Source organism: Rhizobium sp. LjRoot258 (genome assembly GCF_964254185.1).
In the GTDB taxonomy this organism is placed as follows: Bacteria; Pseudomonadota; Alphaproteobacteria; order Rhizobiales; family Rhizobiaceae; genus Rhizobium.
In genome coordinates this window covers 1,058,822-1,079,196 of record NZ_CAXUST020000001.1, presented here as the reverse complement: position 1 = coordinate 1,079,196, position 20,375 = coordinate 1,058,822, and the positions used below count along the sequence as shown (strand labels likewise).

The window sequence follows — 20,375 nt, the reverse complement described above, 5'->3', positions numbered from 1 at the left end:
CCAGGCAGATCGGGCACGCGGCCGGTCACGCTCCCGCCGCTGGCTGATTGATCATGGCTTCGATGTTGTAGCCATCAGGATCGAGAACGAAGCAGGCGTAATAATCAGGAGCATAGTGCGGCCGTGGACCGGGAGCACCATTGTCCTTGGCACCGGCATCGAGCGCAGCCTGATAAAAAGCGTCGACGTCCGTTCTGCTTGGAGCTCGGAAGGCGACATGCAGGTGCGCCAAAGGCGGCTCGCTGTCGGCCTGCTGGATCTCGAATAGGCTGCCGCCGCCAATATCAAAAGCCCAGAATACGCTCTCCTTACCGAAGGAGAGTTTGTACCCCAGCGATGCAAAAGCTCTTTCGTAGAACAGCTTGCTCTTCTGCAGATCACTCACTGCGATGGTTATGTGGTCGATCACACTGCGCACTCCTTGGGACGCCTGACGGTAGAGGCAAAGCCAACTCCGATCCGAAATTTGCTCGACAAGCATCCGATGGGTGCCCGATCTCGATATGCTCGCTGTCGCGGATGCCCAGAAGTGCCTCTTCTGTGACCAGAGGCCATCAGGTCGCGATCGAAACCACCCCTTTTGTCCCGGAACACGGCTCCCCAAACAAAAACAGCCGGGCTTCGCAGCCCGGCTGTTTTGCTTCCGGCGAACCGGAAATGATTAAGCGGCTTCAGCTGCAGCAGCTTCGGCTTCAATGCGAGCCTTGTCGGCTGCGCCCTTGGCGTGGGTGTCGCGGTCAACGAATTCGATGACGGCGAGAGCAGCGTTGTCGCCCTGGCGGAAGCCAGCCTTCATGATACGCAGGTAGCCGCCGTTGCGGGTTGCATAGCGCGAAGCGATCGTGTCGAAGAGCTTCGAAACGACAGCGGCGTCGCGGATCTGCGAGATCGCCTGACGACGAGCGTGCAGGTCACCGCGCTTGCCGAGGGTGACGAGCTTTTCAACGATCGGACGGATTTCCTTTGCCTTCGGCAGGGTGGTCACGATCTGCTCATGGGTGATGAGCGAAGCCGCCATGTTGGCAAACATTGCCTTGCGGTGGCTAGCGGTTCTATTCAGCTTGCGGCCGGCTTTACCGTGGCGCATTGCTATTCTCCTTCACTTGCAGGCATCCGCCTGCCGTTTGAACCTGCGCATGTCCCGCTCCGGCTCCAGCCGGAGCGACAAGGCATATGCGCCATTTAACATGCTAAGGCCAAGCTTTAAGCGCTCCGCAGGAGCGCTTGCGGCCTTAGTATTGGTCTTCGTAGCGCTTGGCGAGATCTTCGATGTTCTCAGGCGGCCATGCCGGCACTTCCATGCCGAGGTGCAGGCCCATGGAAGCGAGAACTTCCTTGATTTCGTTCAGCGACTTGCGACCAAAATTCGGCGTGCGGAGCATTTCTGCTTCGGTCTTCTGAATGAGGTCACCGATGTAGACGATGTTGTCGTTCTTCAGGCAGTTTGCCGAGCGAACAGACAGTTCGAGTTCGTCCACCTTCTTGAGGAGCGCCGGGTTGAAAGCGAGTTCGGTGACTGCTTCCTCTTCGGTTTCCTTCTGCGGCTCGTCGAAGTTGACGAACACGCCAAGCTGATCCTGGAGAATGCGAGCCGCGAAAGCGACAGCATCTTCGCCGGAGATCGAACCGTCGGTCTCGATCGTCATGTTCAGCTTGTCGTAGTCGAGAACTTGTCCTTCACGGGTATTTTCTACCTTGTAGGACACCTTCTTGACCGGCGAATAAAGGCTGTCGACCGGGATAAGACCGATCGGAGCATCTTCCGCACGATTGCGATCGGCCGGAACATAGCCCTTGCCGTTGTTGACGGTGAATTCCATACGGATTTCCGCACCCTCGTCGAGCGTGCAGATGACATGCTCGGGGTTGAGGATTTCAATGTCGCCGACCGTCTGGATGTCGCCAGCTGTTACAACGCCGGGGCCCTGCTTACGCACGACCATGCGCTTTGCGTCATCGCCATCCATCTTGATGGCGATTTCCTTGATGTTGAGCACGATGTCCGTCACGTCTTCGCGGACGCCCGGGATCGACGAGAACTCATGCAGCACGCCATCGATCTGCACAGCCGTCACTGCGGCACCGCGCAGCGAGGACAGCAGAACGCGGCGAAGCGCGTTACCGAGGGTGAGGCCGAAACCACGCTCAAGCGGCTCTGCTACGAGCGTCGCCTTGATGCGCGAGCTCGACGAGAACTCGACCTTGTTCGGCTTGATCAATTCCTGCCAGTTTTTCTGAATCATATTTTTGCCTTCCGTTCGTTGCCACCATCCAATCGTGGCAACCGAGCTTGAGAAGCACCGGGGGCGAAAATCCGCTCACCGGTGTTGTGAGTGGCGATGATCAGACGCGGCGCTTCTTGCGCGGGCGGCAGCCATTGTGCGGGATCGGCGTCACGTCGCGGATGGACGTGATCATGAAACCAGCAGCCTGGAGCGCGCGCAGAGCGGATTCACGACCCGAACCCGGACCGCAAACTTCGACCTCCAGCGACTTCATACCATGTTCCTGAGCCTTCTTGGCGCAGTCTTCAGCAGCGATCTGGGCAGCGAACGGGGTCGACTTGCGCGAGCCCTTGAAGCCCTTGGCGCCAGCCGACGACCAGGCAATCGCGTTGCCCTGTGCGTCGGTGATGGTGATCATCGTGTTGTTGAAGGTCGAATTGACGTGGGCAACACCCGACGAGATGTTTTTGCGTTCGCGACGGCGAACGCGTACGGCTTCCTTGGCCATCTAAATCCCTTTCTTGGATCTCTTCACCGCCGTAATGCCAGCGGCTACACCGGAACGAGACCTTGCGGCCCTGCCCGAAACTCAAAAGAGGCCGGCGCAGACCGCCAGCCCCCTCACCTCCGGTTTCCCGGAAATTACTTCTTCTTACCAGCGATAGCCTTTGCCGGGCCCTTGCGGGTACGAGCATTGGTGTGCGTGCGCTGACCGCGGACCGGCAGGCCACGGCGATGACGCAGGCCGCGGTAGCAACCGAGGTCCATCAGACGCTTGATGTTCATCGAGGTTTCGCGACGCAGGTCACCTTCGACCTGATAGTCACGGTCGATGGTTTCACGGATCTGCAGGACTTCGGAGTCCGTCAGCTGATGGACGCGCTTGTCAGCCGGCAGGCCAACCTTTTCCATGATTTCCTGCGCGAATTTTGAACCGATCCCGTGAATGTAGGTCAGCGCGATAACGACGCGCTTCGCAGTCGGGATGTTGACGCCAGCGATACGTGCCACGCCTATTCTCCTTGCGTTCCCGTTGCCATCCGGCAAGAGGCTTTTCGTTGCGCAGCCGAACCGGCCGCTCGTTCAAATTTGGGTTCGTACATGTCAAAAAGACCGAACCCGGACTTCCCTGGAAATCCGCGCCGATCGCATCAAATGTCGCGAGTTGGCGCGGTGTTTAGCGGAATCAGTGCTGAAAAGCAACCGCTTCCGCCAAGTTTATTTTCAAAGACTAAAGCTTCGAAAGTATCTTATCGATCTCGCCGGTGACGTGATCGATCTCCGCCATGCCATCGACCGACTTCAGCTTGCCCTTGGCATAGTAGTAGCCGATCAGCGGAGACGTCTCCTTGTAGTAGGCCTGCAGGCGCGTGACGACCGTTTCACGGTTGTCGTCGGGGCGACGCTTGAAGTGTGTCGAGCCGCAACGGTCGCAGACACCTTCCACCTTCGGCTTGACGTTGGTGTCGTGGTAGCCTGCACCGCAGTTGGCGCAGGTGTAGCGTCCGGAGACGCGGTCGGCGAGGACGTTGTCGTCGACCTGGATCTCGATCACCGTGGAGAGTTCCAGGCCCTTGCTCTTCAGCATGGCTTCCGTGGCGTCGGCCTGAACCAGCGTGCGCGGAAAACCGTCGAGAATGAAACCCTTGGCACAATCTGGAGCATCCAGACGCTCGGAGACGATGGCATTGACGATCTCATCGGAGACAAGCTTGCCGGCGTCCATGACGGCCTTTGCCCGCATGCCTACCTCCGTACCAGCCGCAACGGCAGCACGAAGCATGTCACCCGTGGAGAGTTGCGGAATTCCGTACGTCTCCACGATCCGCTGAGCCTGGGTCCCCTTACCCGCGCCCGGCGGCCCTAACAGTATGAGTCTCATCGCCCCCTCTTTCCTCCGCGCAACTTCGATTTCTTGATCAGGCCTTCGTACTGTTGTGCGATCAGATGACCCTGAATCTGTGCCACCGTATCGAGGGTTACGCTAACCACGATCAAGAGCGAAGTGCCACCCAAGGACAACGGAATGCCCGTTTGCGACACAAGAATTTCAGGCAGAATGCACACGAAAACGAGGTAGATCGCGCCAATTACCGTAATGCGGGTCAGCACGTAGTCGATATACTCGGCGGTCCGCTCACCCGGACGGATACCCGGGATGAAGCCGCCATGCTTCTTCAGATTGTCGGCGGTGTCCTTCGGATTGAAGACGATCGCTGTGTAGAAGAAGGCGAAGAAAGCGATCAGCAGGCCATAGAAAAGCATGTAGAGCGGCTGGCCGTGCCCAAGCGCGGCCACAATCGAGGTTGCCCATGCTGGCAAGGACGAGGTGTTTGCGAAGCCTGCGAGCGTTGCTGGCAGCAACAGCAGCGAGGACGCGAAGATCGCCGGGATAACACCCGAGGTGTTGAGCTTCAGCGGCAGATGCGAGGTGTCACCCTGGAACATGCGGTTGCCAACCTGACGCTTCGGATACTGGATCAGGAGGCGGCGCTGCGCGCGTTCGACGAAAACGATGATGGCGATGACGCCAATCGCGACGAGGATGACCGCGAGAATCAGCGTCGTCGACAGGGCGCCTGTGCGGCCGAGTTCAAGGGTGCCAGCAAGAGCCTGCGGAAGGCCGGCTGCGATCCCTGCGAAAATGATCAGAGAAATGCCGTTACCAATGCCGCGCGAGGTGATCTGCTCGCCGAGCCACATCAGGAACATCGTGCCGCCGAGCAGCGTAACAACCGTGGATATGCGGAAGAAGATGCCCGGATCGACAACGAGGCCGTTGCCGCTCTCAAGACCGACGGAGATGCCGTAGGCCTGAAGCGCACCGAGGAGGACCGTGCCGTAGCGCGTGTACTGGTTGATGATCTTGCGGCCCTGTTCGCCTTCCTTCTTCAGGTTTTCGAGCGCCGGGACGACCGAGGTCATCAGCTGCACGATGATCGAAGCGGAAATGTAGGGCATGATGCCGAGCGCAAAGATTGCCATGCGCTGCACGGCGCCGCCCGAGAACATGTTGAAGAGGCCGAGAATGCCTCCCGCCTGGCCACGGAAGGCTTGGGCGTAAGCTTCTGGATTGAGGCCTGGGAGCGGAATGTGCGTACCCAGCCGGTACACGAGGAGAGCTGCCAGTGTGAACCACAGACGCTTCTTGAGATCCTCGGCTTTGGCGAAGGTCGAAAAATTGAGGTTGGAAGCCAACTGTTCCGCTGCAGACGCCATGCGTTTCTCCGCGCTACCAATTTCGGGCTCAAGCCAAGCGAGGTGCCGGACCCGGAATCAGCATTCTGAATTATTCAAAAGCGGGCTTCGGACGGATTGCGGACGCAACCTATGCCTCACCCTTGTGTTCTTTCCTACCGCCCATGACGCACCTGCGCCCAGCCGGTTTTTGTGAGGCTCACATATGGGAGCAAAATCGCCCGGTGTGAAGCACCCCGGGCGACTTATCATAAGATTAATTATTCTGCAGCTGCGGCAGAAAGAAGCGTGACGGAACCGCCGGCCTTTTCGATCTTTTCGATTGCCGGCTTGGATGCGCCAGCAACTTCGAACTTGACCTTTGCCTTCAGCTCGCCGTCGGCGAGAACGCGAACACCGTCCTTGACGCGGCGGATAACGCCGGCAGCCTTCAGAGCCGCTGCGTCGACAGTTGCCTTCGCGTCGAGCTTGCCGGCGTCGATGGCAGCCTGAACACGCTCAAGCGACACAACGACGAAGTCGGCCTTGAAGATGTTGTTGAAGCCGCGCTTCGGCAGGCGACGGTAGATTGGCATCTGACCGCCTTCGAAACCGTTGATGGCAACGCCAGAACGGGACTTCTGACCCTTTACACCGCGACCACCGGTCTTGCCCGAACCCGAACCAATACCGCGGCCGAGGCGCTTGCGGCTGTGGGTTGAACCTTCGTTGTCTTTGATTTCATTGAGTTTCATAGCGAATCTCCCGGCTTACTTCTCGTCGACGACGCGAACGAGATGCTGGACAGCACGGATCATGCCACGAACGGAAGGGGTATCTTCCAGCGTGCGGCGACGGTGCATCTTGTTGAGTCCGAGGCCAATCAGCGTGCGCTGCTGGACGTCCGGACGACGAATCGGGCTGCCGATCTGTTCGACAGTAACCGTCTTCGCTTCAGTCTTCTTGGTAGCCTTAGCCATCTGTCAGACTCCTCTTATTCTTCAGAGGCATTGCCAGAAGCGGCACGGCGAGCCTGGAGCGTTGCATACTTGATGCCGCGCTGAGCTGCGATGTCCTTCGGGTGAACCTGGTGCTTCAGAGCGTCGAAGGTAGCGCGAACCATGTTGTATGGGTTCGAGGAACCGGTCGACTTGGCGACGACGTCGTGAACGCCGAGCGTTTCGAAAACGGCGCGCATCGGGCCACCGGCGATGATACCGGTACCGACCTTGGCCGAACGAAGCAGAACCTTGCCAGCGCCATGGCGGCCATGAACGTCGTGATGCAGCGTACGGCCGTCGCGCAGCGGTACGAAGATCAGTTCGCGCTTGGCAGCTTCGGTCGCCTTGCGGATTGCTTCCGGCACTTCGCGTGCCTTGCCGTGACCGAAGCCAACGCGGCCCTTCTGGTCACCTACGACGACGAGAGCGGCGAAACCGAAACGGCGGCCACCCTTTACAACCTTGGCAACGCGATTGATCGCGACCAACTTGTCGACGAATTCGCTATCGCGTTCTTCGCGGTTCTGGCGATCGTCGCGAGAACCTCTTCTTTCCTGTGCCATTGTCCTTTTCCTTTTTCTTTTCCGGGTGCAATCGGCAAACAAAACGAAGACCGCATCGGCCTCCCCTTTCGGGACGCCTGCGGTCCGGTGAGATCCGGCCGGTGCCCTAAGGCTTGCCGGCCGGAAACTTTATTAGAAGGACAGACCGCCTTCGCGGGCTGCTTCTGCCAAAGCCTTGATGCGGCCGTGGTAGATGAAGGCGCCACGGTCGAATACGACGTCCTTGACGCCTGCCTTCGACGCACGCTCAGCAACGAGCTTGCCTACGAGGGTTGCTGCTGCCGTGTCAGCACCGGTCTTCAGAGAACCGCGCAGATCCTTGTCGAGGGTCGAGGCAGACGCGAGCGTCTTACCGGCGACATCGTCAATGATCTGAGCATAGATGTTCTTCGACGAGCGATGAACCGACAGGCGCGGACGACCGTTAGCCACCGACTTGAGGTGACGACGCACGCGGTTGGCACGACGTGCAAGTGCTTCTTTCCTGCTAGCCATTTCGCGTGATCCTTACTTCTTCTTGCCTTCTTTGCGGACAATCCGCTCTTCGGCATACTTGACGCCCTTGCCCTTGTAAGGCTCAGGACCGCGGTATTCGCGGATTTCAGCGGCAACCTGTCCGACCTGCTGCTTGTTGATGCCGGAAACGACGATTTCCGTCGGCTTTGGCACAGCGATCGTAATGCCCTGCGGCGGCTCATAAACGACGTCGTGGCTGAAGCCGAGCGCCAGTTGCAGGTTCTTGCCCTGCAGGGATGCGCGGTAACCAACGCCGTTGATTTCGAGCTTGCGCTCGTAGCCGTCCTTGACGCCCTTGAAGATGTTCTCGATCATCGTGCGGGACATGCCCCACTTCGAACGAGCTTCCTTCGACTGCGTGAGCGGCGTTACAACAACCGCATTATCTTCGAGCTTGATGCCGATTCCGTCATTTGCGACGAAGAACAGTTCGCCCTTCGGGCCCTTTGCAGTGACCTTCTGGCCTTCGACCGTAGCCGTGATCCCAGCAGGTACCTGAACGGGCTTTTTACCGATACGAGACATGTTTCAATCCTGTCTGTTCGCTATGGAGATCCTTGCTCTGTCTTAGAAGACCGAGCAAAGAACCTCGCCACCAACGTTCTGTTCGCGAGCCTGGTGATCGGCCATCACGCCCTTCGGGGTCGAAAGGATAGTGATGCCGAGGCCGTTCGCGACCTGCGGAATGGACTTGACCGAGACATAGACCCGGCGGCCCGGCTTGGACACACGGCCGATCTCACGGATCACCGATGCGCCTTCGTAGTACTTGAGCTCGATGCTGAGTTCCGACTTGCCATTGCCGAAATCGACAACGGAATAGCCACGGATGTAGCCTTCGGACTGCAGAACATCGAGAACGCGTGCACGGAGCTTCGAAGCAGGCGTCGAGACCGACGACTTGCGGCGAGAAGCGCCGTTGCGGATGCGAGTGAGCATATCGCCCAACGGATCAGTCATTGTCATCTAACCTGCTCCTTACCAGCTCGACTTGACGATGCCCGGCACCTTGCCGAGATTGCCGAGTTCACGCAGCGCGATACGCGACATGCGCAGTTTGCGGTAGTATGCGCGCGGACGGCCCGATACTTCGCAGCGGTTGCGAATGCGGGTCTTGGATCCATCGCGCGGCAGGGATGCCAGCTTGATCGAGGCCTTGAACCGCTCTTCGATCGGAAGAGCCTGGTTCATGATGATCGCCTTCAACGCAGCCCGCTTAGCGGCCTGGTTGGCGACCGTAGTACGGCGGCGCTTGTTCTTTTCAACTGCGCTTGTCTTCGCCATGTGCGGTTCCTTTTCTACGCTCGTCGTTACGGTTACTGACGGAACGGGAAGTTGAACTCTGTCAGCAGAGCCCGTGCTTCGTCGTCCTTCGTTGCCGTCGTGCAAACGATGATGTCCATGCCCCACATCTGATCAACCTTGTCGTAGTTGATCTCAGGGAACACAATGTGCTCCTTGATGCCCATGGCGAAGTTGCCACGGCCGTCAAAGCTTTTCGGGTTCAGGCCACGAAAGTCGCGAACGCGCGGAAGCGCGATGTTGATCAGACGGTCCAGGAACTCGTACATGCGAGCGCCGCGCAGGGTAACCTTTGCACCGATCGGCATATCTTCGCGGACCTTGAAGCCAGCGATGGAGTTGCGTGCACGGGTGATGACCGGCTTCTGGCCAGCGATAGCAGCCAGGTCAGCTGCAGCAACAGTCGGCTTCTTCGAATCAGCCGTTGCTTCACCAACACCCATGTTGATTACGATCTTGTCGAGCTTCGGTATCATCATCTCGTTGGCGAAGGAGAACTTCTCCTGCATCGCCGCGCGGATGCGCTCAACATATTCCTTCTTGAGCCGCGGCTCGTACTTTGCCTCAGCCATCGATCACATCTCCAGAACGCTTAGCCACACGGACCTTCTTGCCGTCAACAACCTTGAAACCAACGCGGGTCGGCTTGCCGTCCTTGTCGATGATTGCAACGTTGGACAAGTGAACCGAGGCTTCCTTGCTGATGATGCCGGCTTCCTGGGTCTGCGTCTGGCGCTGATGGCGCTTTACGACGTTGACGCCACGAACAACGGCGCGATCTTCCTTAGGCAGAACCTGGAGGACTTCGCCGGTGCGGCCCTTGTCCTTGCCTGCGAGCATGACGACCTTGTCGCCCTTACGAATCTTTTGCATCGTTCGCGCTCCTTACAGTACTTCGGGAGCCAGCGAGATGATCTTCATGTGGTTCTTGGCGCGAAGTTCGCGCGGAACCGGTCCGAAGATACGGGTGCCGATCGGCTCTTTCTTGTTGTCGATGAGGACTGCTGCATTCGTGTCGAAGCGGATGATGCTGCCATCAACGCGACGGATTTCCTTGGCGGTACGAACGACCACCGCCTTCATCACGTCACCCTTCTTCACGCGGCCACGCGGGATCGCTTCCTTGATCGAAACGACGATAACGTCGCCGATCCCGGCATACTTGCGCTTCGAGCCGCCCAGCACCTTGATGCACATGACACGACGTGCGCCGGAATTATCCGCCACGTCGAGGTTTGTTTGCATCTGAATCATATCAGGTCGCCTTCTTGGTTTACCGGAATGGTTGGGCTGCGAGCCCCCTTCCCCGGCTTATGAAAATTTTCAGCCGGCCGCTTGCTACGAGAGCAGGCGAAAACACGGCATAGCTTGAATAGCGCGGGATCGATCGTGCCAGGGTGGTTTCCCAACGGGACCTTCCGTGCGCTCAAAGCAAAAGAACGCCCGACGGACGAGCGTTCTGACGCTGCTTCATACAGATATTTCCGCGAGACGCAAGGCCTCGCGCAAAAATCTTACTTGGCCTGGGCGGAAACGACCGTCCAGCGCTTGTCCTTCGAGATCGGCGCGCATTCCTCGATGGATACGGTATCGCCGATCTTGTACTGGTTGTTTTCGTCGTGGGCCTTGTACTTCTTGGAACGACGAACGGTCTTCTGGAGCAGCGGGTGAGCGAAACGACGCTCAACGCGAACTACGACAGTCTTCTCGTTCTTGTCGCCAACGACAACGCCCTGCAGAATGCGCTTCGGCATGATCTTTTCCTTTACGCCTTTGCTTCTGCCGCCTTCTGGCGGGCAATGGTTTTCACGCGGGCGATGTCCTTGCGAACTTCGTTGACGCGAGAGGACTTTTCGAGCTGACCGGTGGCCTTCTGGAAGCGCAGGTTGAACTGCTCCTTCTTCAGGTCGGCAAGCTTGTCCTTGAGCTGATCGGCCGTCAGGCCGCGAACTTCTTCGGCTTTCATGTGCCTTGCTCCTTACTCTGCAATGCGCTGTACGAAGCGCGTCTTGACCGAGAGCTTGGCAGAGCCGAGGCGAAGCGCTTCGCGAGCGATTTCTTCGCTAACACCGTCGATTTCGAACATCATACGGCCTGGCTTGACCTTGCATGCCCAATATTCAACAGAGCCCTTACCCTTACCCATACGGACTTCGGTCGGCTTTGCGGTTACCGGAACATCCGGGAACACGCGGATCCATACACGGCCGGCGCGCTTCATGTAACGCGTGATCGCGCGGCGGGCCGCTTCGATCTCGCGTGCATTGACGCGGTTCGGCTCTTGAGCCTTAAGGCCGAATTCACCGAAGGCGAGGTCTGAACCACCCTTGGCGACGCCCTTGATGCGGCCCTTAAATTGCTTGCGGTACTTGGTACGCTTTGGCTGCAACATTTTCTTATTCTCCGAACTTATCTGCCACCAACGCTATTAAGCGTTGTCGCGGCGACGATCGCGATCACGGCTTGCCGGACCCTGAGCGTCACCCTCGAGTGCGCGGCGCTCGGAGGCCATCGGATCGTGCTCAAGGATTTCGCCCTTGAAGATCCAAACCTTGATGCCGCAGATGCCGAAAGCGGTTTCCGCTTCAGCCGTACCATAGTCAATGTCAGCGCGCAGCGTGTGCAGCGGAACGCGACCTTCGCGGTACCACTCCGTACGAGCGATTTCAGCACCGCCGAGACGGCCTGCGCAGGTGATCTTGATGCCTTCGGCGCCAAGACGCATTGCAGACTGAACGGCACGCTTCATGGCGCGACGGAAAGCAACACGACGCTCGAGCTGCTGAGCGATCGACTGTGCGACGAGCGTAGCGTCGACTTCCGGCTTGCGAACTTCAACGATGTTGAGGTGCGTTTCGGAATTCGTCATCTCCGACAGCTTCTTGCGGAGCTTGTCGATGTCTGCGCCCTTCTTGCCGATGATCAGGCCCGGACGAGCCGAGTGGATCGTGACGCGGCACTTCTTGTGCGGACGCTCGATGACCACCTTGGCGATACCGGCCTGCTTCAGTTCGCTCATCACGAACTTGCGCATCTTCAGGTCTTCGTGCAGCAGCTGCCCGTACTCGGCATTGTCCGCAAACCAGCGGCTATCCCAGGTACGGTTGATGCCAAGACGGAAACCGATTGGATTGATTTTCTGACCCATTATGCGGCCTCCTCTTGTGCCTGCACTTCGCGGACAACGATCGTGAGGTGCGCGAACGGCTTCTCGACGCGAGATGCACGGCCACGGCCACGAGCGTGGAAACGCTTCATGACGATCGACTTGCCTACGTAGGCTTCTGCGACAACCAGCGTGTCAACGTCGAGATCGTGGTTGTTCTCGGCGTTTGCGATCGCAGATTCGAGCGTCTTCTTGACGGCGCCTGCGATGCGCTTGCGGGAGAATTCCAGCTCAGCGAGTGCACGATCGACCTTCTTGCCGCGGATAGCCGCAGCAACGAGGTTGAGCTTCTGTGGGCTGACGCGGAGCGTACGGGCGACTGCTTGCGCCTCGTTGTCCTTCAGCCGGCGTTCGGCTTTTGCCTTGCCCATGATTACTTCCTCTTTGCCTTCTTGTCCGCACCGTGACCGTAGTAGGTCCGGGTCGGAGAGAATTCACCGAATTTGTGGCCGACCATGTCTTCATTGACGCTGACCGGAACATGCTTGCTGCCGTTGTAGACGCCGAAGGTGAGACCGACGAACTGCGGCAGGATCGTGGAGCGACGGCTCCAGATCTTGATTACTTCTGCACGTCCGCCTTCACGAACCTTCTCAGCCTTCTTGAGAAGATAGCCGTCAACGAACGGACCTTTCCATACTGAACGAGCCATTGGAGACTTCCTCTCTTACTTCTTACGCTGATGACGCGAGCGCATGATCATCTTGTCGGTCGACTTGTTCGACCGGGTGCGCTTGCCCTTGGTCGGCTTGCCCCACGGAGTTACCGGGTGACGACCACCAGAGGTACGGCCTTCACCACCGCCGTGCGGATGGTCGACCGGGTTCATGACGACGCCGCGGTTATGCGGACGCTTGCCGCGCCAAACAGTACGGCCGGCCTTGCCGTCATTGATGTTGGCGTGGTCAGGGTTGGAGACGGCGCCGATCGACGCAAGGCAGGAGCCATGGACGAGACGCTGTTCACCGGAGTTCAGGCGAAGGATCGCCATGCCCTGGTCGCGGCCGACGAGCTGTGCGTAACCACCGGCCGAGCGAGCGATCTGACCACCCTTGCCCGGCTTCATTTCCACGTTGTGGATGATGGAGCCGACCGGAATGAACTGCAGCGGCATCGTGTTGCCGGGCTTCACGTCGACAGCCTTTTCCGAAGCGATGACCTTGTCGCCGGCAGCAAGGCGCTGCGGAGCGAGGATATAGGCCTTCTCGCCGTCAGCATAGGTCACCAGCGCGATGAAAGCCGTACGGTTCGGATCGTATTCGATACGCTCGACGGTGCCCTCGACGTCGAACTTGCGACGCTTGAAGTCGACCAGACGATAAGTGCGCTTGTGACCGCCACCGATGAAGCGGGCAGTGATGCGGCCGAGGTTGTTACGACCGCCGCTCTTTGTCAGACCTTCCGTCAGCGCCTTGACCGGCTTGCCCTTGTAGAGCGAGGAGCGATCGACGATGACCAGCTGACGCTGGCTCGGGGTCGTCGGATTGAATGTTTTCAATGCCATCTTTTTATTCCTCAGAGACCGGTGGAGACGTCGATCGTCTGGCCTTCAGCCAAAGTCACCACAGCCTTCTTCACGTCCTTCTGCTTGCCGACAATACCGCGAAAACGCCTGGTCTTGCCCTTGCGGAGCAGAGTGTTGACGGCCGTGACCTTGACGCCGAAGAGCGCCTCGACTGCAGCCTTGATTTCCGGCTTCGACGCCGTCTTGGCGACATTGAAAACAACCTGGTTGTTTTCCGATACCAGAGTGGACTTTTCGGTGATCGCCGGCGAGACGATCACATCATAATGGCGAAGATCGGTCACTTGAAACGCTCCTCTAGAGCTTCAACGGCAGCCTTGGAAAGCACGAGCTTGCCACGGCGCACGATGTCATAAACGTTGATGCCCTGGATCGGCAGAACATCGATGTTCGGGATGTTCTTGGCTGCGAGCTTGAAGTTGCCATCAAGTTCAGCGCCACCGATGAAGAGAGCGTTGGTCAGGCCGAGCGTCTCGAAGGTCGATGCCAGTGCCTTGGTCTTTGCTTCAGCAGCGACTAGGTTGTCGATGATGATGACATCATCGGACTTCAGCTTTGCCGAAAGAGCGAGGCGCAGGCCGAGCGCGCGAACCTTCTTCGGAAGGTCGTGTTCGTGGCTGCGAACAACCGGGCCGTGAGCCTTACCACCGCCGCGGAACTGCGGAGCGCGAGCCGAATGGTGACGAGCGCGGCCCGTACCCTTCTGCTTGTACATCTTGGCACCGGTGCGCCATACTTCGGCGCGGCCCTTGGCTTTGTGCGTGCCCTGCTGCTTCTTGGCAAGCTGCCAGCGGATGACGCGGGCGAGAATGTCTTCGCGGGGCTCGAGGCCGAAAATCGCGTCAGAAAGAGAAACCTTCCCTGCGTCTTTTCCCTCGAGGGTCTTGACGTTGAATTCCATTGGTCTGGCTCCCTTACTTCGCGGCCGACTTGACGGCGTCGCGCACAATGATCCAGGCACCCTTGGAACCGGGTACTGCACCCTTGATCAGGATCAGACCGCGATCTTCATCGGTCGAAACCACTTCAAGGTTCTGAGTCGTAACGCGCGTCTGGCCCATGTGACCAGCCATCTTCTTATTCTTGAAAACCTTGCCCGGATCCTGGCGCGAGCCCGTCGAACCATGCGAGCGGTGCGAAACAGACACACCGTGCGTGGCGCGAAGACCGCCGAAACCGTGACGCTTCATGGCGCCCGCAAAGCCCTTACCGATCGTCGTACCCGTCACATCGACGAGCTGACCAGCCGCGAAGTGACCAGCCTTGAGCTCGGTGCCAACCTCGAGGAGGTTGTCTTCCGTGACGCGGAATTCCGCGAGCTTGGCCTTCGGCTCGACATTGGCGACAGCGAAGTTACCGCGCATTGCCTTCGACGTATTCTTGACCTTCGCCGCGCCAGCACCGAGCTGAACTGCGGCGTAGCCGTTCTTTTCCACTGTGCGCTGGGCCACAACCTGGCAGCCTTCCATGCGCAGTACCGTTACCGGAACATGCTCGCCGGCGTCGTTGTAGACGCGGGTCATGCCCACCTTTTGTGCAATCACACCTGAACGCATCGGTTCAATCCTTCCAACTCAGCTCGAGCAGGGCTCAGAGCTTGATCTCAACATCGACACCAGCGGCGAGATCGAGCTTCATCAGCGCGTCTACCGTCTGCGGTGTCGGGTCAACGATGTCGAGAAGGCGCTTATGCGTGCGCATCTCGAACTGCTCGCGGCTCTTCTTGTCGATGTGTGGGGACCGGTTGACCGTAAACTTCTCGATGCGAGTCGGAAGCGGAACGGGGCCCCGGACGCTAGCTCCGGTGCGCTTCGCCGTCGACACGATCTCGCGCGTCGAAGCGTCGAGAATGCGGTGATCGAACGCCTTCAGGCGAATGCGGATATTTTGGCCGTTCATTCGACGTTATCCTTGTGTTTGTTATCCCGCGCGCCTTTCGGTTAGGCACGGGCTGTTTTTATTCCTAAGGCGGACCACCGGTTTCAAAGATCGAGAGAGGCGCCGGGTTACGGTGCCCCTATCCAGTCTTCAGGCCTTCCAGCCCACCTTATTGTTTGCTGTAGTCACCCGCTTCGATGAACGAAGCAGGGCGCAAATAGCGCTCGCGCGCCATTTGCAACATTTTACTGTAATAAGCAAGCGGCCAAAGCCACTTGCTTCATAATATTGTCATCGAACCGGCCGCTCGCGTGAGCGGCCGTTGCGAAGATTACTCGACGATGGAGGCAACGATGCCTGCGCCGACGGTACGGCCGCCTTCGCGGATCGCGAAGCGCAGCTTTTCTTCCATCGCGATCGGAACGATCAGCTCGACGTCAACCGTGACGTTGTCGCCAGGCATAACCATTTCCGTGCCTTCCGGCAGGGTGACGATGCCCGTCACGTCCGTCGTGCGGAAGTAGAACTGCGGACGGTAGTTCGTGAAGAACGGCGTATGACGGCCGCCTTCTTCCTTCGTCAGGATGTAGGCTTCGGCCTTGAACTTCTTGTGCGGCTTGACAGAGCCCGGCTTGCACAGGATCTGACCACGCTCGACGCCGTCACGGTTCACACCGCGAACCAGAGCGCCGATGTTGTCGCCAGCCTGGCCCTGGTCGAGCAGCTTGCGGAACATTTCAACGCCGGTCACCGTCGTCTTCGAGGTCGGGCGGATGCCGACGATTTCGACTTCTTCGCCAACCTTGACGATGCCACGCTCGACGCGGCCGGTCACAACCGTACCACGGCCCGAGATCGAGAACACGTCTTCGATCGGCATCAGGAACGGCTGGTCGATCGGACGCTCAGGCGTCGGGATGTAGGCGTCAACGGCTGCCATCAGCTCGCGGATCGCGTCTTCGCCGATCTTCTTGTCGGAATCTTCCAGAGCAGCAAGAGCCGAACCCTTGATGACCGGAATGTCGTCGCCCGGGAAGTCGTAGGACGACAGCAGTTCGCGCACTTCGAGCTCGACGAGTTCGAGAAGCTCGGCGTCGTCAACCTGGTCGACCTTGTTGAGGAACACGACGATCGCAGGAACGCCGACCTGGCGAGCCAGCAGGATGTGCTCGCGGGTCTGCGGCATCGGGCCGTCAGCAGCCGAGCAAACCAGGATCGCGCCGTCCATCTGCGCCGCACCGGTGATCATGTTCTTGACGTAGTCGGCGTGGCCGGGGCAGTCAACGTGAGCATAGTGGCGGGCTGGGGTCTCGTATTCGACGTGGGCCGTCGAAATGGTGATGCCGCGGGCCTTTTCTTCCGGCGCAGCGTCGATCTGGTCGTACGCCTTGAACTCGCCGAAATACTTCGTGATCGCTGCCGTCAGAGACGTCTTGCCGTGGTCAACGTGGCCGATCGTGCCGATGTTAACGTGCGGCTTGTTGCGCTCAAACTTACTCTTTGCCATGTGGGCTCTCCACTCTTTTAAGGTCCCCTGAGGGATCTAATTTTTGTTATCGGTCAATTGGTATTCCGGTCACTTCTGACCGGAATACTTTGCCTGGATTTCCGTTGCGACGTTCGACGGGACCGGCGAATAGTGATCAAAGGTCATCGTGTACTGCGCGCGGCCCTGAGACATGGAGCGCAGGTTGTCGACATACTTGAACATGTTCGCCAGCGGAACGTTCGCGTTGATGACAACCGCTACACCACGGCTCTCCTGGCCCTGGATCTGGCCACGACGGGAGTTCAGGTCGCCGATCACGTCACCGACGTAATCTTCAGGCGTTACGACTTCGACCTTCATCATCGGCTCGAGCAGCTGAGCGCCGGCCTTCTTGGCTGCTTCACGGAAGCAAGCACGCGAGGCGATTTCGAAGGCCAGAACTGACGAGTCGACGTCATGGAAGGCACCGTCGATGAGCGTCGCCTTGACGCCGAGCATCGGGAAGCCAGCCAGCGGGCCGGACGACAGAACGCTTTCGATACCCTTCTGAACGCCCGGGATGTATTCCTTCGGAACAGCACCGCCGACGATCTTGGATTCGAACTTGAAGTCTTCGCCTTCCGGGTTCGGTTCGAAGACGATCTTGACGCGCGCGAACTGGCCGGTACCACCGGACTGCTTCTTGTGCGTGTAGTCTTCCTCGTGCTGGCGCGTGATGGTTTCGCGGTAAGCAACCTGCGGAGCACCGACGTTTGCTTCAACCTTGAACTCGCGACGCATACGGTCAACGATGATATCGAGGTGAAGTTCGCCCATGCCGGCGATGATCGTCTGGCCGGATTCCTGGTCGGTCTTAACGCGGAAGGACGGGTCTTCAGCAGCCAGGCGGTTGAGCGCGAGGCCCATCTTTTCCTGGTCGCCCTTGGACTTCGGCTCGATCGCGATCTGGATGACCGGCTCAGGGAATTCCATGCGCTCGAGAATGACAGGCTTCAGCGGATCGCAGAGCGTGTCACCCGTGGTGGTTTCCTTGAGGCCGGCGAGAGCAACGATGTCACCCGCGAAGGCTTCTTCGATGTCTTCACGCGAGTTCGAGTGCATCTGCAGCATACGGCCGACACGCTCGCGCTTGTCCTTGACCGTGTTCAAAACCGACGAACCCTTTTCGAGCTTGCCGGAGTAGATGCGCGCGAACGTCAGCGAACCGACGAAGGGGTCGTTCATGATCTTGAACGCGAGCATCGAAAGCGGCTCGGAATCGTCAGCATGACGTTCGATTTCGGCTTCCGTCTTGAAGTCGATGCCCTTGATCGCCGGAATGTCGAGCGGCGACGGCAGGTAATCGACAACGGCGTCGAGCAGCGGCTGGACGCCCTTGTTCTTGAAGGCCGTGCCACAGAACATCGGGTGGAACTTGACGTCGATCGTGCCGCGGCGAACGAGCGCACGGATCTGATCGTTGTCGGGCATGTTGCCTTCGAGGTAGGCTTCCATCGCGGCTTCGTCGATCTCGACAACGGTCTCGATCAGCTTTTCGCGATACTCTTCAGCCTTGGCCTTCAGGTCGTCCGGGATTTCGACGACGTCCCACTGGGCGCCGAGCGATTCATCGCGCCAGACGAGAGCATTCATCTCGATCAGGTCGACAACACCCTTGAACTCTGTTTCTGCGCCGATCGGCAGCTGCATGACAACAGCAGTCGCACCGAGACGGGTCTTGATCATCTCAACCGAGCGGTAGAAGTCCGCACCGGTCTTGTCCATCTTGTTGCAGAAGATCATGCGCGGAACGTTGTATTTCTCAGCCTGACGCCAGACGGTTTCCGTCTGCGGCTCTACGCCTGCGTTGGCATCGAGAAGAGCAATAGCACCGTCGAGAACGCGCAGCGAACGCTCGACTTCGATGGTGAAGTCGACGTGGCCGGGGGTGTCGATGATGTTGAAGCGGCGCGTCTTGCCGTCGCGACCCTTCCAGTAGGTCGTGGTCGCAGCGGAAGTGATCGTGATGCCACGCTCCTGCTCCTGCTCCATCCAGTCCATGGTGGCTGCGCCGTCGTGCACTTCACCGATCTTGTGCGACTTGCCGGTGTAGTAAAGGATACGTTCGGTCGTCGTCGTCTTGCCGGCGTCAATGTGCGCCATGATACCGAAATTTCGGTAGTCTTCGATTTTGTATTCGCGAGCCATTGTGGACTGCCTTTCGAACCCGTTCGGGATTACCAGCGATAATGCGAGAACGCACGGTTGGCATCAGCCATCTTATGCGTGTCTTCGCGCTTCTTGACCGCGGAACCACGGTTGTTGGATGCATCGAGAAGCTCGCCCGACAGTCGGTCGACCATGGTCGTTTCGTTGCGCTTGCGCGCGGCAGCGATCAGCCAGCGGATGGCCAGGGCCTGACGGCGCTCCGGACGAACGTCGACCGGAACCTGATAGGTAGCACCACCAACGCGGCGCGAACGGACTTCAACGTGCGGAGCAACGTTGTCCAGAGCCTGATGGAACACGCCGAGCGGCTCCTGCTTGGACTTGCCCTGCACGGAGTCAAATGCGCCGTAGACAATGCTTTCAGCGACGGACTTCTTGCCGTCAAGCATGATGGCATTCATGAACTTGGTGACGATGAGATCGCCGAACTTCGGGTCCGGGTTGATCTCGCGCTTTTCTGCTCTGTGACGTCTGGACATACTTCTCGTCTCTTAACCGTTAAGGCGCTTTATCACGCGGAGGACCTCACGCAGCGCCGGATTTCTTAAAACCCGAATTACTTCGGACGCTTCGCACCGTACTTGGAACGGCGCTGCTTGCGGTTCTTGACACCCTGTGTATCGAGAACGCCGCGGATGATGTGGTAACGGACACCCGGAAGGTCCTTAACGCGGCCGCCACGGATCATGACGACAGAGTGTTCCTGAAGGTTGTGACCTTCGCCGGGAATGTAACCAATGACTTCGAAGCCGTTGGTCAGACGGATCTTTGCGACCTTACGGAGAGCCGAGTTCGGCTTCTTCGGCGTCGTCGTGTAGACGCGGGTGCAAACGCCGCGCTTCTGCGGGTTTTCCTGCAGGGCAGGAACCTTATTACGCTTTACGTTCGCCTGACGCGGCTTGCGGATAAGCTGGTTTACGGTAGGCATTCAACCATCCCTTACGTTTATATTTCAATCCCTTGCGGGCGTAACTCGCGCCGTCTCCGGCAAGATCACACGCGTGTCTCAATGCGCAAAACGTGGCCCGATCCGCTTTCGCAGATGGACCACAGAGAGCAGAGGACGCAAAAGACATGCGTCGTGCGTGCAGGCATCATATCTTCAACGTGCGTTTCGAACCTTGTTTGAGGTGATCTCCGGAGCGCGTCGCCCCGAATGGCCATGCCTCACATGGGTCCGGATGGCGCGGGTACTACTGGTTTCCCGTCGTCTCGTCAAGGCCGTTAACAAATAAACTTCGGCCAAACGCCTTGAAACCGGGCCATTCCGCGCTCTTTTGGCGCTTCTAGCTGAATTCACTGCGGCGCGGCAAGATAAACTTGAG

At 58.7% G+C, this 20,375-nt stretch carries 32 protein-coding genes; all 32 read right to left on the bottom strand.

All coding sequences use genetic code 11. The features are described 5' to 3' along the window. Positions 1-25: 25 nt before the first annotated feature. Entirely contained in the window at positions 26-409 is a 384-nt protein-coding gene (locus tag ACSQ9D_RS05360; protein ID WP_436281416.1) for a VOC family protein, read from the bottom strand. 252 nt (positions 410-661) lie between these two features. Continuing rightward, positions 662-1,087, bottom strand: a complete 426-nt coding sequence (rplQ, locus tag ACSQ9D_RS05355) for a 50S ribosomal protein L17 (RefSeq protein ID WP_436281415.1) — start codon at positions 1,085-1,087, stop codon at positions 662-664. 145 nt (positions 1,088-1,232) lie between these two features. Further along, complete coding sequence (locus ACSQ9D_RS05350; RefSeq protein WP_024314764.1) at positions 1,233-2,243, bottom strand: DNA-directed RNA polymerase subunit alpha; 1,011 nt, start codon at positions 2,241-2,243, stop codon at positions 1,233-1,235. Positions 2,244-2,343: 100 nt separating this feature from the next. Then, positions 2,344-2,733, bottom strand: coding sequence for a 30S ribosomal protein S11 (rpsK, locus tag ACSQ9D_RS05345; protein WP_003547577.1), 390 nt, complete (start codon positions 2,731-2,733; stop codon positions 2,344-2,346). Positions 2,734-2,867: 134 nt separating this feature from the next. Then, positions 2,868-3,236 (bottom strand): 30S ribosomal protein S13, encoded by a 369-nt coding sequence (gene rpsM, locus ACSQ9D_RS05340; protein WP_024314765.1) that lies wholly within the window; start codon positions 3,234-3,236, stop codon positions 2,868-2,870. A gap of 220 nt (positions 3,237-3,456) precedes the next feature. Continuing rightward, positions 3,457-4,107 carry an adenylate kinase gene (locus tag ACSQ9D_RS05335; protein WP_436281414.1) on the bottom strand — a complete coding sequence of 217 codons (651 nt, stop codon included), beginning with the start codon at positions 4,105-4,107 and terminating at the stop codon, positions 3,457-3,459. Then, on the bottom strand, positions 4,104-5,444 hold the full coding sequence (gene secY, locus ACSQ9D_RS05330) for a preprotein translocase subunit SecY (protein WP_037117386.1): 1,341 nt from the start codon (positions 5,442-5,444) through the stop codon (positions 4,104-4,106). The genes ACSQ9D_RS05335 and secY overlap by 4 nt, the downstream gene beginning before the upstream one ends. Positions 5,445-5,683: 239 nt before the next feature. Further along, on the bottom strand, positions 5,684-6,157 hold the full coding sequence (gene rplO, locus ACSQ9D_RS05325; RefSeq protein ID WP_007787733.1) for a 50S ribosomal protein L15: 474 nt from the start codon (positions 6,155-6,157) through the stop codon (positions 5,684-5,686). Positions 6,158-6,172: 15 nt separating this feature from the next. Continuing rightward, positions 6,173-6,382: a 50S ribosomal protein L30 gene (rpmD, locus tag ACSQ9D_RS05320; protein WP_007531681.1), complete on the bottom strand. Its 210-nt coding sequence runs from the start codon at positions 6,380-6,382 to the stop codon at positions 6,173-6,175. Positions 6,383-6,396: 14 nt separating this feature from the next. Further along, positions 6,397-6,966 carry a 30S ribosomal protein S5 gene (gene rpsE, locus ACSQ9D_RS05315; RefSeq protein WP_016553561.1) on the bottom strand — a complete coding sequence of 190 codons (570 nt, stop codon included), beginning with the start codon at positions 6,964-6,966 and terminating at the stop codon, positions 6,397-6,399. Positions 6,967-7,098: 132 nt separating this feature from the next. Beyond that, on the bottom strand, positions 7,099-7,461 hold the full coding sequence (rplR, locus tag ACSQ9D_RS05310; RefSeq protein WP_024314769.1) for a 50S ribosomal protein L18: 363 nt from the start codon (positions 7,459-7,461) through the stop codon (positions 7,099-7,101). 12 nt (positions 7,462-7,473) lie between these two features. Then, positions 7,474-8,007: a 50S ribosomal protein L6 gene (gene rplF / locus ACSQ9D_RS05305; protein WP_037117382.1), complete on the bottom strand. Its 534-nt coding sequence runs from the start codon at positions 8,005-8,007 to the stop codon at positions 7,474-7,476. Positions 8,008-8,049: 42 nt separating this feature from the next. Continuing rightward, positions 8,050-8,448: a 30S ribosomal protein S8 gene (gene rpsH, locus ACSQ9D_RS05300; protein WP_003547562.1), complete on the bottom strand. Its 399-nt coding sequence runs from the start codon at positions 8,446-8,448 to the stop codon at positions 8,050-8,052. A 12-nt stretch (positions 8,449-8,460) separates the two neighbouring features. Beyond that, positions 8,461-8,766, bottom strand: a complete 306-nt coding sequence (rpsN, locus tag ACSQ9D_RS05295) for a 30S ribosomal protein S14 (protein ID WP_003573787.1) — start codon at positions 8,764-8,766, stop codon at positions 8,461-8,463. Positions 8,767-8,798: 32 nt separating this feature from the next. Continuing rightward, on the bottom strand, positions 8,799-9,356 hold the full coding sequence (gene rplE, locus ACSQ9D_RS05290) for a 50S ribosomal protein L5 (protein ID WP_024314771.1): 558 nt from the start codon (positions 9,354-9,356) through the stop codon (positions 8,799-8,801). Beyond that, the gene (gene rplX, locus ACSQ9D_RS05285; protein WP_024314772.1) at positions 9,349-9,657 is read right to left on the bottom strand and encodes a 50S ribosomal protein L24; all 309 of its coding nucleotides are present in this window, start codon (positions 9,655-9,657) and stop codon (positions 9,349-9,351) included. The genes rplE and rplX overlap by 8 nt, the downstream gene beginning before the upstream one ends. Before the next feature lie 12 nt (positions 9,658-9,669). After that, complete coding sequence (gene rplN, locus ACSQ9D_RS05280; RefSeq protein WP_007787738.1) at positions 9,670-10,038, bottom strand: 50S ribosomal protein L14; 369 nt, start codon at positions 10,036-10,038, stop codon at positions 9,670-9,672. A 260-nt stretch (positions 10,039-10,298) separates the two neighbouring features. Beyond that, positions 10,299-10,538 (bottom strand): 30S ribosomal protein S17, encoded by a 240-nt coding sequence (gene rpsQ / locus ACSQ9D_RS05275; RefSeq protein WP_007787739.1) that lies wholly within the window; start codon positions 10,536-10,538, stop codon positions 10,299-10,301. Positions 10,539-10,549: 11 nt separating this feature from the next. Beyond that, positions 10,550-10,750 (bottom strand): 50S ribosomal protein L29, encoded by a 201-nt coding sequence (gene rpmC, locus ACSQ9D_RS05270; RefSeq protein WP_016553554.1) that lies wholly within the window; start codon positions 10,748-10,750, stop codon positions 10,550-10,552. Positions 10,751-10,762: 12 nt separating this feature from the next. Further along, entirely contained in the window at positions 10,763-11,176 is a 414-nt protein-coding gene (rplP, locus tag ACSQ9D_RS05265) for a 50S ribosomal protein L16 (RefSeq protein ID WP_003573792.1), read from the bottom strand. A gap of 36 nt (positions 11,177-11,212) precedes the next feature. Continuing rightward, positions 11,213-11,932, bottom strand: coding sequence for a 30S ribosomal protein S3 (gene rpsC / locus ACSQ9D_RS05260; RefSeq protein ID WP_007531669.1), 720 nt, complete (start codon positions 11,930-11,932; stop codon positions 11,213-11,215). Next, positions 11,932-12,321, bottom strand: coding sequence for a 50S ribosomal protein L22 (gene rplV / locus ACSQ9D_RS05255; protein WP_007787740.1), 390 nt, complete (start codon positions 12,319-12,321; stop codon positions 11,932-11,934). Before rplV ends, rpsC begins: the two co-directional genes overlap by 1 nt. Before the next feature lie 2 nt (positions 12,322-12,323). Next, positions 12,324-12,602, bottom strand: coding sequence for a 30S ribosomal protein S19 (gene rpsS, locus ACSQ9D_RS05250; RefSeq protein WP_007531666.1), 279 nt, complete (start codon positions 12,600-12,602; stop codon positions 12,324-12,326). A gap of 15 nt (positions 12,603-12,617) precedes the next feature. Then, positions 12,618-13,454, bottom strand: coding sequence for a 50S ribosomal protein L2 (rplB, locus tag ACSQ9D_RS05245; protein WP_037117379.1), 837 nt, complete (start codon positions 13,452-13,454; stop codon positions 12,618-12,620). A gap of 11 nt (positions 13,455-13,465) precedes the next feature. Next, positions 13,466-13,759, bottom strand: coding sequence for a 50S ribosomal protein L23 (locus ACSQ9D_RS05240; protein WP_024314774.1), 294 nt, complete (start codon positions 13,757-13,759; stop codon positions 13,466-13,468). After that, entirely contained in the window at positions 13,756-14,376 is a 621-nt protein-coding gene (rplD, locus tag ACSQ9D_RS05235; protein ID WP_024314775.1) for a 50S ribosomal protein L4, read from the bottom strand. The genes ACSQ9D_RS05240 and rplD overlap by 4 nt, the downstream gene beginning before the upstream one ends. A gap of 13 nt (positions 14,377-14,389) precedes the next feature. Further along, positions 14,390-15,031: a 50S ribosomal protein L3 gene (gene rplC / locus ACSQ9D_RS05230; RefSeq protein ID WP_024314776.1), complete on the bottom strand. Its 642-nt coding sequence runs from the start codon at positions 15,029-15,031 to the stop codon at positions 14,390-14,392. Positions 15,032-15,065: 34 nt separating this feature from the next. Then, entirely contained in the window at positions 15,066-15,374 is a 309-nt protein-coding gene (gene rpsJ / locus ACSQ9D_RS05225) for a 30S ribosomal protein S10 (RefSeq protein WP_003547547.1), read from the bottom strand. A 310-nt stretch (positions 15,375-15,684) separates the two neighbouring features. Continuing rightward, on the bottom strand, positions 15,685-16,860 hold the full coding sequence (gene tuf / locus ACSQ9D_RS05220; protein ID WP_037069361.1) for an elongation factor Tu: 1,176 nt from the start codon (positions 16,858-16,860) through the stop codon (positions 15,685-15,687). A gap of 69 nt (positions 16,861-16,929) precedes the next feature. Continuing rightward, positions 16,930-19,029: an elongation factor G gene (gene fusA, locus ACSQ9D_RS05215; protein ID WP_024318421.1), complete on the bottom strand. Its 2,100-nt coding sequence runs from the start codon at positions 19,027-19,029 to the stop codon at positions 16,930-16,932. A 29-nt stretch (positions 19,030-19,058) separates the two neighbouring features. Further along, a complete protein-coding gene (gene rpsG / locus ACSQ9D_RS05210; protein ID WP_024318422.1) occupies positions 19,059-19,529 on the bottom strand; it encodes a 30S ribosomal protein S7 in 471 nt (156 codons plus the stop codon). 77 nt (positions 19,530-19,606) lie between these two features. Continuing rightward, the gene (gene rpsL / locus ACSQ9D_RS05205) at positions 19,607-19,978 is read right to left on the bottom strand and encodes a 30S ribosomal protein S12 (protein ID WP_003547537.1); all 372 of its coding nucleotides are present in this window, start codon (positions 19,976-19,978) and stop codon (positions 19,607-19,609) included. Positions 19,979-20,375: the final 397 nt, after the last annotated feature.

What these genes read in the sequence shown, in the direction of transcription:
- rplQ (WP_436281415.1), bottom strand. Translation starts at nt 1,087, where the DNA reads ATGCGCCACGGTAAAGCCGGCCGCAAGCTGAATAGAACCGCTAGCCAC.
- ACSQ9D_RS05350 (WP_024314764.1), bottom strand. Translation starts at nt 2,243, where the DNA reads ATGATTCAGAAAAACTGGCAGGAATTGATCAAGCCGAACAAGGTCGAG.
- rpsK (WP_003547577.1), bottom strand. Translation starts at nt 2,733, where the DNA reads ATGGCCAAGGAAGCCGTACGCGTTCGCCGTCGCGAACGCAAAAACATC.
- ACSQ9D_RS05335 (WP_436281414.1), bottom strand. Translation starts at nt 4,107, where the DNA reads ATGAGACTCATACTGTTAGGGCCGCCGGGCGCGGGTAAGGGGACCCAG.
- secY (WP_037117386.1), bottom strand. Translation starts at nt 5,444, where the DNA reads ATGGCGTCTGCAGCGGAACAGTTGGCTTCCAACCTCAATTTTTCGACC.
- rplO (WP_007787733.1), bottom strand. Translation starts at nt 6,157, where the DNA reads ATGAAACTCAATGAAATCAAAGACAACGAAGGTTCAACCCACAGCCGC.
- rpmD (WP_007531681.1), bottom strand. Translation starts at nt 6,382, where the DNA reads ATGGCTAAGGCTACCAAGAAGACTGAAGCGAAGACGGTTACTGTCGAA.
- rpsE (WP_016553561.1), bottom strand. Translation starts at nt 6,966, where the DNA reads ATGGCACAGGAAAGAAGAGGTTCTCGCGACGATCGCCAGAACCGCGAA.
- rplR (WP_024314769.1), bottom strand. Translation starts at nt 7,461, where the DNA reads ATGGCTAGCAGGAAAGAAGCACTTGCACGTCGTGCCAACCGCGTGCGT.
- rplF (WP_037117382.1), bottom strand. Translation starts at nt 8,007, where the DNA reads ATGTCTCGTATCGGTAAAAAGCCCGTTCAGGTACCTGCTGGGATCACG.
- rpsH (WP_003547562.1), bottom strand. Translation starts at nt 8,448, where the DNA reads ATGACAATGACTGATCCGTTGGGCGATATGCTCACTCGCATCCGCAAC.
- rpsN (WP_003573787.1), bottom strand. Translation starts at nt 8,766, where the DNA reads ATGGCGAAGACAAGCGCAGTTGAAAAGAACAAGCGCCGCCGTACTACG.
- rplE (WP_024314771.1), bottom strand. Translation starts at nt 9,356, where the DNA reads ATGGCTGAGGCAAAGTACGAGCCGCGGCTCAAGAAGGAATATGTTGAG.
- rplX (WP_024314772.1), bottom strand. Translation starts at nt 9,657, where the DNA reads ATGCAAAAGATTCGTAAGGGCGACAAGGTCGTCATGCTCGCAGGCAAG.
- rplN (WP_007787738.1), bottom strand. Translation starts at nt 10,038, where the DNA reads ATGATTCAGATGCAAACAAACCTCGACGTGGCGGATAATTCCGGCGCA.
- rpsQ (WP_007787739.1), bottom strand. Translation starts at nt 10,538, where the DNA reads ATGCCGAAGCGCATTCTGCAGGGCGTTGTCGTTGGCGACAAGAACGAG.
- rpmC (WP_016553554.1), bottom strand. Translation starts at nt 10,750, where the DNA reads ATGAAAGCCGAAGAAGTTCGCGGCCTGACGGCCGATCAGCTCAAGGAC.
- rplP (WP_003573792.1), bottom strand. Translation starts at nt 11,176, where the DNA reads ATGTTGCAGCCAAAGCGTACCAAGTACCGCAAGCAATTTAAGGGCCGC.
- rpsC (WP_007531669.1), bottom strand. Translation starts at nt 11,932, where the DNA reads ATGGGTCAGAAAATCAATCCAATCGGTTTCCGTCTTGGCATCAACCGT.
- rplV (WP_007787740.1), bottom strand. Translation starts at nt 12,321, where the DNA reads ATGGGCAAGGCAAAAGCCGAACGCCGGCTGAAGGACAACGAGGCGCAA.
- rpsS (WP_007531666.1), bottom strand. Translation starts at nt 12,602, where the DNA reads ATGGCTCGTTCAGTATGGAAAGGTCCGTTCGTTGACGGCTATCTTCTC.
- rplB (WP_037117379.1), bottom strand. Translation starts at nt 13,454, where the DNA reads ATGGCATTGAAAACATTCAATCCGACGACCCCGAGCCAGCGTCAGCTG.
- rplD (WP_024314775.1), bottom strand. Translation starts at nt 14,376, where the DNA reads ATGGAATTCAACGTCAAGACCCTCGAGGGAAAAGACGCAGGGAAGGTT.
- rplC (WP_024314776.1), bottom strand. Translation starts at nt 15,031, where the DNA reads ATGCGTTCAGGTGTGATTGCACAAAAGGTGGGCATGACCCGCGTCTAC.
- rpsJ (WP_003547547.1), bottom strand. Translation starts at nt 15,374, where the DNA reads ATGAACGGCCAAAATATCCGCATTCGCCTGAAGGCGTTCGATCACCGC.
- tuf (WP_037069361.1), bottom strand. Translation starts at nt 16,860, where the DNA reads ATGGCAAAGAGTAAGTTTGAGCGCAACAAGCCGCACGTTAACATCGGC.
- fusA (WP_024318421.1), bottom strand. Translation starts at nt 19,029, where the DNA reads ATGGCTCGCGAATACAAAATCGAAGACTACCGAAATTTCGGTATCATG.
- rpsG (WP_024318422.1), bottom strand. Translation starts at nt 19,529, where the DNA reads ATGTCCAGACGTCACAGAGCAGAAAAGCGCGAGATCAACCCGGACCCG.
- rpsL (WP_003547537.1), bottom strand. Translation starts at nt 19,978, where the DNA reads ATGCCTACCGTAAACCAGCTTATCCGCAAGCCGCGTCAGGCGAACGTA.